A 15,710-nucleotide genomic window follows, 5' to 3' on the forward strand; every position below is an offset into this window, starting at 1 on the left:
GTTCTCCTCCATGGTCATAACATATCAATATATTATAGCACAAAAGCAGCTTGTTTTGAATGTTTTGTGCACCTATTCTGTGAGATTTATATTCTCCAATGTATCCATAGTAGCAGACGCAATAAGGCGTAATTTCTGAGCCTTATTTAGACGTTTTATAGCATATTCTCTAGATTGTGCTTCTTGTTTTTGGCGAAAGCTTTCATAGTAAACCAAGGTTACAGGCCGACGACCTTTCGTATACTTAGCACCACCAGTAACAAGACCATTATGAGCATCCACTCGCTTTTCAAGATTTGTAGTCCACCCACAATATAAACTTTCATCAGCACATCTCAGGATATACGTAAAATATCGTTCATGATCCATTTTATTTACTTGCATCATCCGTAATTGCTTCTATAGAAATAGAATTAATAACAACCGGTTCGATTGGTTTATCATTTTTTCCAGTCTTTACTTTGCCAATTTTTTCAACTACATCCATACCTTGTACTACGGTACCAAATATAGTGTGTTTATTATCAAGCCAAGATGTAGGGCCTAATGTGATAAAGAATTGAGACCCACCTGTATTAGGACCGCGGTTTGCCATGGCAAGAACCCCCATTTTATTAAAATGCAAGTCATTGGCAAACTCATCAGGGATCGTATAACCAGGACCACCAGCACCTGTACCATCTGGATCTCCGCCTTGAATCATAAAGCCTTCAATAACGCGATGGAATGTAACCCCATTATAGAAACCTTTTTTTACAAGGTATTCAAAATTTTTCACAGTAATCGGAGATTTGGACCCCAACAAACGAACCTTGAATTGACCATAATTTGTATTGAATATGGCATATTGATCAGCAATTGGTGAATTTGTAAAGTTAGGCATTGCCACAGTTTCTGCCTTTACCGTATTGCCTTGTGGTTGTTCACCACTATTTGTTCCACACGCCGTTGTAGCAAGCATAGAAATCCCCAACATTGCACATAGCGCTAAACGTTTCCAGTTCATAATTCCCCCACAGATTTGTACTAAGTAACTGAAATATTAATTGTACTATATTTTTACTAACATATATGAGTCAAAACCCACTCAGTAGGTTTCATAAATTTTACATAGAAAAGCCGCTCAACCCGTGAGCGGCTCTTTTTTAGTATATCATGTTTCAAAGAAATTTTGGTTTAAATAAATATTAAATTTACCATTTTCCTCATAGAATTTAAATAGGATATCATCCTTTAATCAATCCATTTAAAGTGCTTACATGCATTATAAATACCATCTTTATCGCAATCAGTAGTAATATAATCAGCCTCTAATTTCAGTTCATCACGAGCATTCCCCATAGCAATATTTAACCATTCCGGTCTAAACATAGACAAGTCATTATAGCCATCACCAAACACGACAACCTGATTTGAATTCACATCAAAATGACTTATCATATTTTTAATGCCTAATGCTTTTTCCATAGGCTCATATAATACACAACCATCACCATAACGAATGAGTTTATGCGTCATGTGTTCAATATCTTTTTCCTCTTCTTCACCATCTTTGAAGAATACATAGATTTTATAGAAATCGTCCACACTGTGAAAGTCAAATTCAGGTTCTACTATAGTTTTAAATACATCCCATCCTGGATGCCAGTCCAATATTTCCTTATAAGGCGTAATACGTCCCAATTTGTTACGATCTGTTACGGCCCATGGTATATGCTTAGACTCTAAATATTCAAGGTATTGAATACACATATCACGATTCATACCAATCATGGACACTAGTTTGCCATCAATGGTAATACTATGCCCTCCGTCGGCAACTACATTTCTAATCCCCGCTTGCTCAGCAAAACGCATCGCATCCACTTGAATACGACCTGTTGCAAGGGATACTAAATGGCCTCGACGTTGCAATTCATCTATACAATATTGAGCACTCTCTGGGATTTTTCCTTCTGGCCACACCGCTAATGTGTTATCAATATCGAAAAAGAAAAACTTTCGTTCCACAGGCCCTCCTATCTATCAGCTATAATAGCTTCACATCCAAACTATATTACAAACACTATTCATCTCGTCCAGACATCAATTGAAACCGTTTTTCTTGTTTCACATCTGGGTATTTCACTTTATTTACGTCACTACAAAACATTTCTAAAGGGCGCACATATAGATCTCGACTATCATATAACTTTTGATAGACCACTAACTTTTCACCGGTTTCAGAATGGGTAGCTACATCTAATACGTAATAATACATTCCTTTAAAATGGCGGTATAAACCACCCTTCACAACTTCACTCATAAACGCCTTTACTCCGTTACTAAAAACATTACTTTTATTATAAAAAGTCCTTCTCATAAAAGCAATTATATTTTATTAGCTTTACCACAATCATATAATGAAAGTTATTATATATACTAAAATAAAAATCATAAAAAAACGACTCTTACCTTCACTGCAACTTTGACTAGACTTAATAGTCAGGGAAGCAAGAAAGTAAAAGTCGTTTTCTTTATACTATCCTAAATGGCTTTCACCATTAGTATTATTTAGTTGTATCAGACGCAAGTCCTTTATGGATAAGACCGATGATAAAACCAAGTACCGCAAAGCTCACCCAACCCATACCAATACCTTGGAATGGAATATATTCGCTAAACAACGCTTGTAAAGCATCTGGTGCCCAGCCTGCAGTTTCAAGACCGCTCATCAATGCAGAGATCATAGTTAAAGCCATAGTCCATGCATATACGCAACGGCGACCACCGAAAAGACCATCACCTAAGGCTAAGAATATAATAACGATAGTCAATGGATACAAGAGCATTAATACAGGAATAGCTGCACTGATAATTGTTTTTAAGCCAAATAGACCTAATGCAAATGCAGCTACAGAGAATAAAACAACAAATGCTTTATAACTGATTTTGCTATATAGTTTATGGAAATATGTACTACAAGATGTAATAAGACCAATACTTGTACTCAAGCAAGCTAACAATACAATGACTGCCAAAATAACTTGACCTGTAGCACCAAACAAAAAGTCCGCACTAGCAGTTAACACCGGAGCACCTGTATCGAACAAACCAAATCGTTCTACGCTTGTAGCACCAATGTTAGCAATGAATACGTACACAATACCGAGCAATGCTACCGCAATAGCACCTACTTCCACAACTGTTTTCGTAATGATATCGCGAGATGTAGCACCTGTAAGACGTACAAAGTCTACCACAAGAATAGCGAATACTACTGATGCCAATGCATCCATCGTATTATAACCATCTAGGAAACCTTGTAACACAGCTGTACCAGTTGTTGCATAAGCTGCTTGCGGCTCCATGTAAGAACCAAGTGGCGTAATAAAGGATTTAACGATAAGCAACAAAATAACGAGTAATAATGCAGGTGTTAAAATATTACCAATACGATTTACAAGCTTTTGTGGGCTAATAGATAGCCACAAAGAAATACCAAAGAATATAGCCAATGCTAGCGGTTGCATGTCCATAGCCATGCCTTCTGTAAACGGTTTGATTGCAATCTCATAAGCAACAGTACCCGTTCTAGGTATAGCGAACATTGGTCCAATGCTCAAATATAATGCCACAGTATAAATAAGACCATAAACAGGGTGAACACGACCAGCTAATTCTTCTACGTCTTTACAGCCAGAATAGCCCATAGCCATAACGCCCAACAATGGTAGCCCCACGCCAGTTAATACAAAACCAGCCAATGCCCATCCTACATTAGAGCCTGCTTGTTGGCCTAATGCGGCCGGGAAAATAAGATTTCCCGCGCCAAAGAATAGGGCAAATAACATCATGCCTATCGCTAAATAGGCGCGCAGTGATAGATTTTCTTTTCCATCCATAAGGTTATCTCCCTTCATAATACACTATAGTAATAGATTATATTATATATGATATGGGGCCTTTTCTTCAACAACTAAATAAAATTACACGAATAATGATTAAATTTTACGAATATTCACTTGCACATCATAAAATGTACTTCCCCAGCCCGCATCTGTAGGACGAGATGCAGTAAGGGCATTAATTCCTACCGCATCATCACTAGATTGAGATTGCCACCATACGCCAAGGGTTACCAAAGTACCCCTTTGTACCATAGCATCGAAATATACTTTAATACGTACGGTACCACGAATATTATAGATTTCTACAACATCGCCATCATTGATATTATATAATCTAGCGTCATCTGGATTCATACGCAATTTCATTAACTCAAGATCATCAAATTCCATTTCACAGAAACTTGAATCTAATATGCGAATATCATTGCCTACAATTAACCAAAACGGTTCACCATCGCCATAAGGTTCTCTATAGGTAATCAAGGGAATATTTTCTTGAGGATTTAAAATTTCTATTTTCCCAGACGGAGTTTTAAAATCCAGTTTATAGTTCTCCGGTAGCTCAACCTCCACCAAATCACCTTGTAAAATTCTGTCTTGTTCCTCTTGTGAAAGTTTAGATGAACTGCGAACCATCTGTTCAATCAATTCCAATTCTGTCATCTTAAAAAACGGATCATCCAATCTCATGCGACGAGCCAGTTCAGAAATAACCTGCCAATTAGAACGCGATTCTCCCACTGGAGGTATAGCTTGATAGTTAGCCCCAATGGTATAGTGACCATAAGAATTAAATATATCGTCTGACTCTACTGAGCTAGTAGCAGGCAATATGATATCTGCATAAGCACAGGTGTCTGTAAAAAAGCGTTCATGTACAACGGTGAACAAATCGTCTCTCATGAGCCCCTGCCTAACAAAATTTTGGTTTGGTGCAGTAATAGCTGGATTAGAAGAAAATACATATAAACTATGAACCGGCACGCCTCCGCTAGTATCTTCTAAGCCATGCTCAAGGAGCGCCTTAGGGTTCGTCAATAAGTCTCCCAGTAGAATCATAGGCATCAAACGCTTAGCTGGTGTTACGACTTGTGGTTGTTGCATAAATGATTTATTTAAGTATTGACTACTACTAGCGCTCGACAGCAACCCGCCACCTAAATGTTGCCATGCGCCTACAACAGCTGGCAATGCGTTGATACAACGACAACTCATGGAGCCATTACCATAACGGGATACGCCACTACCAAGGCGAATAAATGGGGCTTTCGCCTTTGCATAAGCATGTGCCAACGCTTCTATTACTTCAGCCGGCACACCACAAATAGAAGATACATAGTCTGGTGTAAAGGTAGGTAACACATCTCTTACAAGTTCTTCATAACCTTGTACATAGCGTTGAATAAAATCTATATCTGCAAGATCATCACGATGTATGATATGCATCAACCCAAGAGCTAAGGCCCCATCAGATCCAGGTTTTACATATACATGATGCGTAGCCTGGTCATAGGTATACGTTTTATGTGTATCAATAACCCATACAGTGGCCCCCCTTTGTTTAGCTACATTGACATCGTGTAGAAAATGTAAATCCGTAGCAATTGCATTAATACTCCATAATATAATCAAATCACTATGTTGTGCTTCTTGTGGTTTAATGGCAATGGTATCGCCATAAACAGACCTAAAAGCAGCTTGCTTAGCAGGAGAGCAAATTCCTCTATCTTGATTAGTTGCACCTATACGGCGAAAAAAATAATCACCTGCCGGACTATTTACGGCCCCCATCGTTCCAGCATAGGAATACCGTAGTATACTTTCACTACCATATGTATCAATAGTATGTTTAAAGTTATTTACAATAGTATGTAACGCATCATCCCATGAAATCCGTTCGAACTGATCAATACCAATACCTTTTTTACCAACACGCCTTAATGGAGTGGTCAACCGTTTAGGAGAATGAATAATTTGCTCATAATGTACCATCTTAGGGCACAAGGTACCTCTTGTAAAAGCATGCTCTTTATGTCCTCGAACCTTTATTACTTTATTATTATCTACCGTAACAACAAGACCACACGCATCAGGACAATCGTATGGACATATATTAGTATATTCACGCATATAAGTACCTCACTTATCACTACATTTTCGTCATATGTATATATTATTATCTGTATATTTATAGTATCACAAAAATAGCTCTATATCTGTAACAAAATTAACGACTATCAACATCATATGGAAACTTTTGTACTGCATACATTGTATATCAATGCACTCCCCCAATTAACTCATCAAAATAAATACAATCAGTTATAAATTTTATCAATGTATACCCGATAGATGTACAATAAATATCAATACTTTCTGCTATTTATTTATAGTTTAGCCCCTACAATACAAATAGATAACCCTTATCCAAAACACCTATTTTTTACGTAAAGGAATGTATCAATTACTAAAAGTCATAATCAATTATTTCAAGGTATACTCTGTTATTTCAGCATTTTATACTAAAACCTGTGATAAATTTCACGAACGCTATGCAAATTATGTAATGTATTTAGTTATGTAAAACTATTCAATATCTGAATATTGTATGCTATACTGACATTGTCATTTGAGAGGATATAGAACTCACCGGACAATCATGTAATGTTCATAATTGTTACAGAGTGGAGTAACTATATCAGGTACATATTTTCTGAAAAGAGGTTTTAACAATGGCAGACGCAAAAAACACTGTTCTTTTCCCTTATGAAACATTGAAAAAATTGAGCATGGATGCTTTCCAAAAATTCGGTTTCTCCGAAAAAGAAGCGGACATCATCCAAGACGTACTTTTGACTTCCGACTTATTCGGTATTCAAAGCCATGGTATGCAACGTATGGTTCGTTACCACAAAGGTATCACTAACGGCTTGATCAAAATCGACGCAAAACCTGAAATCGTAAAAGAAACTCCAATCTCCGCAGTTATCGACGGTCATGACGGCATGGGCCAAGTATTGGGTCATATGGCTATGGAAATGGCTATCGAAAAAGCTAAAAAATCTGGTGTTGGTATCGTATCCGTACGTAACTCTAATCACTATGGTATCGCTGGTTACTATGCTAAAATGGCATCCGACCAAGGCTTAATCGGTTTCTCTTGTACAAACTCCGAAGCAATCATGGTTCCTGTATATGCTCGTAAAGCTATGCTTGGTTCCAACCCTATCGCTTGGACTGTACCAGCTGATCCTGTTGACTTCTTCTTCGATTGCTCCACTACAGTTGTAACTCGTGGTAAACTTGAAATGTACAACAAAATGGGCAAAGCTACTCCAGATGGCTGGGCTGTTAATAAAGACGGCGTTCCTTCCACTGACGCAGCTGAAGTATTGGGCAACATTTCCCGTCATGAAGGCGGCGGTATCCTTCCTTTAGGTGGTGCTACAGAAGTTCTTGGCGGCCACAAAGGTTATGGTAACGGCATGATTGCTGAATTGTTCTCCTCCATCCTTTCCCAAGGTGGTACTTCCAACAAATGTATGGTTGGCGGTAAATCCAATATCTGCCACGGCTTCATGGCTATCAACCCTGAATTCTTCGGCGATCCTGCTGAAATCAAAAAACACTTCTCTCAATTCTTACAAGAATTACGTGAAGCTCCTAAAGCTGCAGGTCAAGAACGTATCTACACTCATGGTGAAAAAGAACACGAATCCGTTGAAAAAGTTAAAGCTGAAGGCATCCCTGTACTTAACGGTACAATGCTTGAAGTTCAAGACCTTTGCAACGAATTAGGCCTTGACTTCAAATCCTACTTCGGCGATTATGTACCAGAAGCACCTGCTACAATGTTCAAAGGTAACTACTAATACCTGAACTTAGTGACGGCCCTAACAAGGACTTGTAGTTAGTATAGAAGGGGACATAAACACTGTTTATGTCCCCTCTCTTATATTTTCAACCTCACTGAAATGAGGTTGAATTTTTTGAGATAAATATCAATTTTTATGATAAGTACATCTTTTATTCTATTGTAACTTATTTTTATTACTGAAATTTTACAACTTAATATAATAGCGATTTACTTATCAATTAAATTGATTAATGCTACATCCTCCTGTTAAGCATATAAATATTTTATTTTTATGAAAGGATGAACTTAGAAATGAGTGCTCTCACCGTTCTATTAGCGCTATCTCCAATCATTTGGTTGATCGTAGCGTTATCCATCTTGAAATTACCAGCATGGCAAGCAACAAGTGTTGCTGCAATTGGTTCTTTCATTATCGCTATTACAGCATTCTCCTCTGACCCATTTATTATGGTCACTGGTGCCCTTGAAGGTGCCGCATTGGCAATTTGGCCAATCCTATTAGTTATTACAGCTGCTATCTTCGTTTATAACTTGGTAGTATACACGAAAGCAATGGAAACTATTAAAACAATGCTTTCTTCTGTAACATCTGATACTCGTGTGCTTGCATTGTTACTTGCATGGGGCTTTGGGGCCTTCATGGAAGGTATGGCTGGTTTCGGTACTGCCGTTGCAATCCCTGCAGCTATGATGGTTGCCGTAGGTTTTGACCCACTTAAATCTATCATTGCATGTCTCGTTGCAAACTCCGTACCAACAACATTTGGCTCCATTGGTATCCCAACTACTACATTGGCATCCTTGACAAGCCTTGATCCAAGCCACTTAGGTACATTTATTTCTGTTCAATTATTCTTACTTAACCTTATCGCTCCATTCTTCGTTGTTATGATTATCGGTGGCGGCGTTAAAGCGTTAAAAGGCGTATTCCTTGTGACATTACTTTCCGGTTTAGCATTAGCTGTTCCTGAAACCGTAATCAATGCTGTAATGGGTCCTGAATTATCCGTAATTTCTGCATCCATCGTAATCATGGCAGTTATCATTATCTGTGCAAAAGTTATGCCTCCTAATGACCCTGAATACGCAGTTAAACAAACTGGCGAAACTCCTAAAGTTTCCGGCGGTGAAGGTCTTGTAGCGGCTATGCCATTTATCTTGATCTTCGTATTGTTGTTATTAACCTCTAAATTGTTCCCTGCAATCAATGGTCCTCTAGCGTCCATTAAAACATCTGTACCTATTTACCAAGGTCCTGGTGCAAAACCTTACACATTCGTTTGGATTGCAACTCCTGGTATCATGATTTTCATCGCTGGTATTGTTGGTGGTTTCATTCAAAAAGCAAAAGCTGGCGAAATCTTCGGTACATTGGGTTCTACAGTTAAAAACTTGAAATTTACATACCTTACAATCATCACAGTTGTTATGACTGCTAAATTGATGACATACTCTGGTATGACTGCAGATATTGCGAAAGCAATGGTTGCTGGTACAGGTTCCTTGTACCCACTATTCGCTCCTATCGTAGGTGCGTTAGGTGCATTCTTAACTGGTTCTGGTACAAACTCCAACGTATTGTTTGGCCCACTTCAAATTGCAGCAGCACAAGGCTTAGATCCTACAAACTGGGAAGACCTTGGCTTCTGGTTAGCAGCTGTTAACTCCGGTGCAGCTGGTATCGGTAAAATGTTGTCTCCACAATCCATCGCGATTTCCATTGGTGCCGTAGGTCCTGCTTTGAAAGCATACCTTGAAAACCACAAAGAAGTCAGCGCTGATGAAGCTCATAAATTAGAGCATGAAATCGAAGCGAGTGTTATTATGAACACTGCATTCAAATACTTCATCGTATTCATCGTAATGCATGGTTGCATTTCCTTCTTCGGTCAACATTTCATCCACCAAATTCACAGTATCTTCTTCTAAGATATTGCAAATAAGGTAAACCAAAAGAACAGCTCAGAAATGAGCTGTTCTTTTTTGTTATATTATACACATATTTGTATGCAAAAATTTATAGAACTTCATCTAAAATCATGTTACAATAGACCTACAAAAAAACACAATTAAATGCAGTCTGCGAAGTGCGATTCGCAGACTTTTATTATTCCCATTTTTAATCAAGGAGATTTTATGGAGTCTACAAAGAAAATTTCTTTATTCATTGTCGTATTTCTTGGGCTTCTAACAGCTATCACACCACTGGGGACTGATTTATATTTACCGGCTTTACCAATTATGCCTCATGAGCTTAATACAAATGCATCCCTCATTCAGATGACAATTGGTATTATGACATTTGGTATCGCTATTGGTCAATTAATTGGCGGTCCACTTAGCGACTCATTCGGGCGAAAAAAACCGCTCATCATTGGCAATATCTTATGTGTAATCGCTAGCATTCTCTGTTCTATTGCACCTAATATTGAAGTTTTACTAGTTGCACGTTTTTTGCAAGGTTTAACAGGTTCTATTGGCGTTGTTATTGCTAAGGCGATTTCACGAGACTTTGCATCGGGTAAGGAATTAATGCGTCTTATGTCGCTTCTCATGCTCGTCAATGGGTTGGCTCCTGTTATTGCACCACTCATAGGTGGTCAGCTTTTATTATTTTCTACATGGCGATTTATTTTCATCATCCTTGCGGGATTCTCTGCCGTATTGCTTATAGGATCTTTTATCTTTACTGAAAGCCTGCCACCAGAAAAGCGTATTTCTGGTGGCATTTCCATAGCTTTTAAAAACTATGGTACTCTACTTAAGGATAAAAGTTTCTTAGGACAATCTCTAGTGCAGCTGTTTGCTTTTGGAGGTTTCTTTGCCTATATTTCTGGTTCATCCTTTGTATACCAAAACATCTTCAACCTATCTGCACAAGAGTTTAGTTATATGTTTGGTATCAATAGTTGTGGAATTATCCTCGCTAGTGTGCTTAGTGCAAAAGCAAGTAATGTTGTAACAATGAAAACTATCTTAAACACTAGTTTATGGCAGTTAACTATCGGCTCAACGCTGTTCCTTTGTGCGATGTACTTTAATTGGTCCTTTATAGTAACTAGTATTATTCTTTTCTTTACGATTTGTACTGTATCTGTATTCGGTTCAGCCGGTTTCTCTATGGCTATGGCTAAATACGGACACCAAGCAGGTAGCGCCTCTGCTATTCTAGGCTTTGCAGGCATGTTTTCAGCGAGTTTTGTATCACCATTAGTAGGTATCGGTGGCAGTCACACCGGTATTCCTATGGGGATTGTTATGGTTTCATGTGCCGCATTAGCATTAGTGTGCTTCTATACAATGATTAAAGAAAATTAATATCAACTTCATAGAAAAAAGCGTCCTAGGACGCTTTTTTCTATATATTAGTAATTATTTAATTAACTATTAAGTTATCATTCAAACATAGTCGCTAACAACAACTTCAATCGGTTTGCTTGGTTTACTGCACTTGAACCCGGATCATAGTCAATAGCTGCAATGCGTACATCAGGATATGCTTCCGATAAAGTTTTTACCATACCTTTACCACTTACATGGTTAGGCAAACAACCAAAGGGTTGTAAACATACAACTTGTTTTGCACCTTTTTCAATGAGATCAATCATATCCCCTGTAAGGAACCAACCTTCACCGCATTGGTTACCAAGATCAATAAAGTGGGCCGCCTCTTTTGCGACCTTTGTCATTCGTTGTAATGGATCAAAGTTCTTTGACGCTGCCACAGCCTTTGCATATGGCAAGCGATATAGTTCTAAGGCCTCTCGAGCCAAGGAGCCGAAGAAACCAGATAACCAGGTACCATCTAAATGTTTTGCACGATACGTGCTATCCATTGCACAGTACAAGAAGAAATCTAGTAAGCCAGAGGTTACAACCTCGCCCCCCTCTTTTTCTATGAGTTCATTGATATTGTTATTCGCACTAGGATGGAACTTAACATAAATTTCACCTACTACGCCTACACGAGGTCTTGGTTTTGATTTATCTACAGGCAAATTATCAAAGTCATCAATGATATTCTTAATATATTTGCTATATTGGAAGATATTGGCTTTTGTGATGCGTTCCCGTAATTTTTTTATCCAATAATCACACAATGCATCTGCAGATCCTGGATTAATTTCATATGGACGGGTAGCCAATACACATTGCATCAATGCATCGCCATAAACTACGGCTTGAATCATCCGATGCAAGAAAGATTTTGTCAATTTAAAGCCCGGTTGACGCTCCATATCACTAGCATTAAGTGACAAAATTGGCACTTGTTCCATTCCCGCATCAATAAGGGCTTTACGCAAATAGCCAATATAGTTCGTTGCACGACAACCACCACCGGTTTGAGAAATGATTACCGCCGTTTTATCAACATCATACTTACCAGATAACAAAGCACTCATCAATTGACCAACGACGATAATAGCCGGATAACAAGCATCATTGTTGATATATTTTAGACCTATCTCAACATCTTCTCTCGTTGGAGCTGGCAGCATCTCAAAATCGTAGCCTTCAGAATTAAGCACTGGATCCAATAATTGGAAATGAAGTGGTGACATTTGAGGTACTAAGATTTTATAAGTCTTACTCATTTCCTCCGTGAATACAACACGGTCATAATCATAGGAAGGAATATCATCGATAGTTGTTTCTACTGGTGCTTCCGGATTATGATGCTTACGCATACTGCGCTCCATTACAGATTGCAACGAGCGCAAACGAATAGTAACAGCACCTAAGTTTGTACCTTCATCAATTTTTAGTAAGGTGTGAATCTTATGCTTTGCAGACAAGATATCTTTCACTTGGTCCGCAACGATTGAGTCAAGACCACAACCGAAGGAATTCAACTCTACAATTTGGAACCCCTCTGTGCGGCTTACAAATTCAGCGGCACGATACAAACGACTGTGATACGACCATTGATCTACAACGCGCAAATGCTTAATTTCATACCCTAGTGGCGCCACACCATCTTCAGTAAGGACCGCCATACCAAGGGATGTAATGAGTTCAGGAATACCATGATTAATACCTGAATCTAAATGATATGGCCGCCCCGCCAACACGATTGTAGGAACTTGCTCTGCTACAAGACGAGATACCGTTTTCTTTGTCATCTCTCGATAATCAGCTTTACATTTTTCCTGCTCTGCCCACGCAACCTCTACAGCATCAGAAATTTCACTTTTACTGAAAGGCAAGTCTTTTAAGGCTTTCACCAACGCAGGCACTAAAGATTTTTTATCTGCTAATGGCAAGAATGGGGCATAAAATGGTGTTTCCCCCATAACATCCTGCATATTGTTCCGAATTAACTCTGGATAGGAGATAACCATAGGACAATGGTAATTATTATCGCGGCTAAATTCCTTAGGACCATGTTGAATACATGGGTACCAAATCAAATCAACCTGTGCCTCTGCAAGATCACGAATATGACCATGCACAGCCTTAGCGGGATAACAAGCTGTATCGGATGGAATCGTATCAATAGCCTTGTTGTATTGATCCTTCGTCGTATAATTGGACAACACCACTTCACAGCCTAATTGATGGAAGAATGTAAACCAGAACGGAAAATCTTCGTATATATTGAGGACGCGCGGTATACCAATACGTAACTTACCTTCGAACTCTGGAATATTTTTCTTAAGGAAATAATCAAAATAACGGCGTAATTTTGCATCTACCATATTAGGAACGGGCTTATGTTTCTCTTGAATCATATCGCCAGCACCACGATCACAACGATTACCCGTTACATAGGTACGCCCATCGGAGAATGCATTGATGGTGAGCATACAATTATTAGAACATAATCCACAGTTGCGCATAGATGTAGAAACTTGTAAGGATTTCAAGCCTGCCATATCTAGTAATGTACTGTGTTGATTTTGTAACTCCTCTGCAGCTTCTGATGCGAGTAGAGCCATCCCATAGGCACCCATCAGACCGGATACATCAGGACGAATCACTTCAACGCCCATCAATTTTTCAAAGGCCCGAAGTACCGCTTCATTATAGAATGTACCACCTTGTACAACAATGTGATCACCAAGGTCTTTAGGGTCTTTCACCTTAAGAACCTTATACAAAGCATTTTTTATAACAGAATAAGCCAAACCAGCTGCAATATCAGGAACTGTTGCCCCTTCTTTCTGCGCTTGTTTTACCTTAGAGTTCATAAATACGGTACAACGAGACCCCAAGTCGATTGGCATAGGTGCCAATAAACCTTCCTTGGCAAATTGCTCAATCGGCAAACGCAAGGATGTAGCAAAGGTATCAATAAAGGAACCACACCCTGAGGAGCAAGCTTCATTTAAAACTATATCTTCAATATAACCATTACGTACCTTGGTACACTTCATATCCTGACCACCAATATCCAAAATAAAGGATACATCTGGACAGAAGAATTGTGCTGCCCGATAATGAGCAATCGTTTCTACTTCACCAATATCGATACCCAGGGCTCGCTTCAAAAAGGCTTCCCCATAACCAGTGACACCAGAATGCGCAATATAAGCCCCCTTCGGTAGCAAACCATAAATTTGTTCAATCAACTCTTGTGATTTTTCTAATGGTTTACCATGATTGGGACCATAATGTGAGAAGATAATTTCATTGTTAGCATTAATTAAAACAACTTTTAGCGTAGTAGAACCCGCATCAATTCCAAGATAACAAGGACCTACGGCCTCCTTAATGTCTGCCTTCGGAGTCACGGCCTTCGCATGACGATTTCTAAACTCATTTAACTCGTCTTCATTTTTAAATAGTGGATCAACGCGGTCAGTAGCTTCCATCGGAATACCGATGAGTGCACCAATTTCATTTGTTAATTCACCAACCGTAATCTGACGGCATTCATCATTCATTAAAGCTGCGCCCAAGGCGATAAAGAGTTCGCCATTTTCAGGAATGATACGATGCTCCTCATCAAGTGCCAATGTATCACAGAAGCATTGACGCAATTCGGACAAGAATGTCAGAGGACCACCGAGGAATGCTACATTACCTTCAATTTTATGACCGCATGCAAGACCAGCAATCGTTTGATTTACAATAGCTTGAAATACGGATTTAGCAATATTTTCATGAGACGCCCCTTGATTTAACAAGGCTTGTACATCAGTTTTAGCAAATACACCACAACGCGCTGCAATCGGATACATTGTATCCGCATTCATAGCCAATGTATTAAGACCGGACGCATCTGTTTGTAACAAGGTTGCCATTTGGTCTATAAAGGCCCCTGTTCCACCAGCACAAGAACCATTCATACGATGTTCTGCAGTACGCCCCAAATAGGTAACCTTCGCATCTTCCCCACCGAGCTCGATAATAACGTCAGTTTGAGGATATAACGCTTTAATCGCCTTAGTTTCAGCAATTACTTCTTGAACAAAAGGTATACGTACCTTATCAGCCATCGCCATACCGCCAGAGCCTGTAATTGCTACATGTACACTCTCATTTTCATAACCCACTTGAGCTTCTTGTAGCAATGTATAAACAGTATCCAAAATATTAGCGTAATGTCGGATATATTTTTTATACAAATAATTATCTTGTTGGTCCAACAAAACGACCTTGACTGTTGTTGAACCAACATCGATCCCCATACGTAAGGATTTTTGCATATATACCTCTCTTGAAAGTGTGAAGATTTGGTACCCTCGCACCATATGCCTTCATAAGTATAAGTTAAATACTAAAACATTTAGCTTTAACTACACATCTAAAATGTAAATATTACATACACATTATACAATAAACATAGATAAAATCTATATTTTAACGTATTCCAATGTAGTATATAAAATATGATTATTTATAATCCAGCACGCTACAATTTATTGTGTGCCGTAACTTTTATTATATCACTTTACGATAAAAATGTTTGTGCGTAATGACATTTTATATACCATAAA

Annotated in this window: 10 protein-coding genes; 3 read left to right on the top strand and 7 right to left on the bottom strand. The window is 38.6% G+C overall.

All coding sequences use genetic code 11. The features are described from left to right. Window positions 1–72 precede the first annotated feature (72 nt). The 6 genes from VTHSUH11_RS04260 to VTHSUH11_RS04285 form a co-directional block, all read right to left on the bottom strand. Entirely contained in the window at window positions 73–387 is a 315-nt protein-coding gene (locus VTHSUH11_RS04260) for a GIY-YIG nuclease family protein (protein ID WP_059364861.1), read from the bottom strand. Beyond that, window positions 371–1,006 (bottom strand): peptidylprolyl isomerase, encoded by a 636-nt coding sequence (locus VTHSUH11_RS04265; protein WP_059364856.1) that lies wholly within the window; start codon window positions 1,004–1,006, stop codon window positions 371–373. Before VTHSUH11_RS04265 ends, VTHSUH11_RS04260 begins: the two co-directional genes overlap by 17 nt. A 227-nt stretch (window positions 1,007–1,233) precedes the next feature. Next, window positions 1,234–2,010: an HAD-IIB family hydrolase gene (locus tag VTHSUH11_RS04270; RefSeq protein WP_059364854.1), complete on the bottom strand. Its 777-nt coding sequence runs from the start codon at window positions 2,008–2,010 to the stop codon at window positions 1,234–1,236. A gap of 55 nt (window positions 2,011–2,065) precedes the next feature. Next, complete coding sequence (locus VTHSUH11_RS04275) at window positions 2,066–2,305, bottom strand: DUF1653 domain-containing protein (protein ID WP_105092744.1); 240 nt, start codon at window positions 2,303–2,305, stop codon at window positions 2,066–2,068. 244 nt (window positions 2,306–2,549) lie between these two features. After that, window positions 2,550–3,884 carry a branched-chain amino acid transport system II carrier protein gene (brnQ, locus tag VTHSUH11_RS04280; protein WP_105092745.1) on the bottom strand — a complete coding sequence of 445 codons (1,335 nt, stop codon included), beginning with the start codon at window positions 3,882–3,884 and terminating at the stop codon, window positions 2,550–2,552. 99 nt (window positions 3,885–3,983) lie between these two features. Further along, window positions 3,984–6,020 (bottom strand): molybdopterin-dependent oxidoreductase, encoded by a 2,037-nt coding sequence (locus tag VTHSUH11_RS04285; RefSeq protein ID WP_105092746.1) that lies wholly within the window; start codon window positions 6,018–6,020, stop codon window positions 3,984–3,986. A gap of 602 nt (window positions 6,021–6,622) precedes the next feature. On the opposite strand from VTHSUH11_RS04285, the gene VTHSUH11_RS04290 reads away from it, so the two are divergent. The 3 genes from VTHSUH11_RS04290 (at window position 6,623) to VTHSUH11_RS04300 (ending at window position 11,085) form a co-directional block, all read left to right on the top strand. Then, window positions 6,623–7,762, top strand: a complete 1,140-nt coding sequence (locus tag VTHSUH11_RS04290; RefSeq protein ID WP_105092747.1) for an Ldh family oxidoreductase — start codon at window positions 6,623–6,625, stop codon at window positions 7,760–7,762. A 296-nt stretch (window positions 7,763–8,058) separates the two neighbouring features. Next, window positions 8,059–9,696 carry an L-lactate permease gene (locus VTHSUH11_RS04295; RefSeq protein ID WP_059364841.1) on the top strand — a complete coding sequence of 546 codons (1,638 nt, stop codon included), beginning with the start codon at window positions 8,059–8,061 and terminating at the stop codon, window positions 9,694–9,696. A 207-nt stretch (window positions 9,697–9,903) separates the two neighbouring features. After that, on the top strand, window positions 9,904–11,085 hold the full coding sequence (locus VTHSUH11_RS04300) for a multidrug effflux MFS transporter (RefSeq protein ID WP_105092748.1): 1,182 nt from the start codon (window positions 9,904–9,906) through the stop codon (window positions 11,083–11,085). A 77-nt stretch (window positions 11,086–11,162) separates the two neighbouring features. Here VTHSUH11_RS04300 and VTHSUH11_RS04305 read toward each other — a convergent pair whose 3' ends face one another. Then, window positions 11,163–15,419, bottom strand: coding sequence for a 2-hydroxyacyl-CoA dehydratase (locus VTHSUH11_RS04305; RefSeq protein WP_105092749.1), 4,257 nt, complete (start codon window positions 15,417–15,419; stop codon window positions 11,163–11,165). Window positions 15,420–15,710 lie beyond the last annotated feature (291 nt).

This window comes from Veillonella tobetsuensis (assembly GCF_002959935.1).
GTDB classification, from domain to species: domain Bacteria; phylum Bacillota; class Negativicutes; order Veillonellales; family Veillonellaceae; genus Veillonella; species Veillonella tobetsuensis.

What these genes read in the sequence shown, in the direction of transcription:
- VTHSUH11_RS04260 (WP_059364861.1), bottom strand. Translation starts at nt 387, where the DNA reads ATGATGCAAGTAAATAAAATGGATCATGAACGATATTTTACGTATATC.
- VTHSUH11_RS04265 (WP_059364856.1), bottom strand. Translation starts at nt 1,006, where the DNA reads ATGAACTGGAAACGTTTAGCGCTATGTGCAATGTTGGGGATTTCTATG.
- VTHSUH11_RS04275 (WP_105092744.1), bottom strand. Translation starts at nt 2,305, where the DNA reads ATGAGTGAAGTTGTGAAGGGTGGTTTATACCGCCATTTTAAAGGAATG.
- brnQ (WP_105092745.1), bottom strand. Translation starts at nt 3,884, where the DNA reads ATGGATGGAAAAGAAAATCTATCACTGCGCGCCTATTTAGCGATAGGC.
- VTHSUH11_RS04285 (WP_105092746.1), bottom strand. Translation starts at nt 6,020, where the DNA reads ATGCGTGAATATACTAATATATGTCCATACGATTGTCCTGATGCGTGT.
- VTHSUH11_RS04290 (WP_105092747.1), top strand. Translation starts at nt 6,623, where the DNA reads ATGGCAGACGCAAAAAACACTGTTCTTTTCCCTTATGAAACATTGAAA.
- VTHSUH11_RS04295 (WP_059364841.1), top strand. Translation starts at nt 8,059, where the DNA reads ATGAGTGCTCTCACCGTTCTATTAGCGCTATCTCCAATCATTTGGTTG.
- VTHSUH11_RS04300 (WP_105092748.1), top strand. Translation starts at nt 9,904, where the DNA reads ATGGAGTCTACAAAGAAAATTTCTTTATTCATTGTCGTATTTCTTGGG.
- VTHSUH11_RS04305 (WP_105092749.1), bottom strand. Translation starts at nt 15,419, where the DNA reads ATGCAAAAATCCTTACGTATGGGGATCGATGTTGGTTCAACAACAGTC.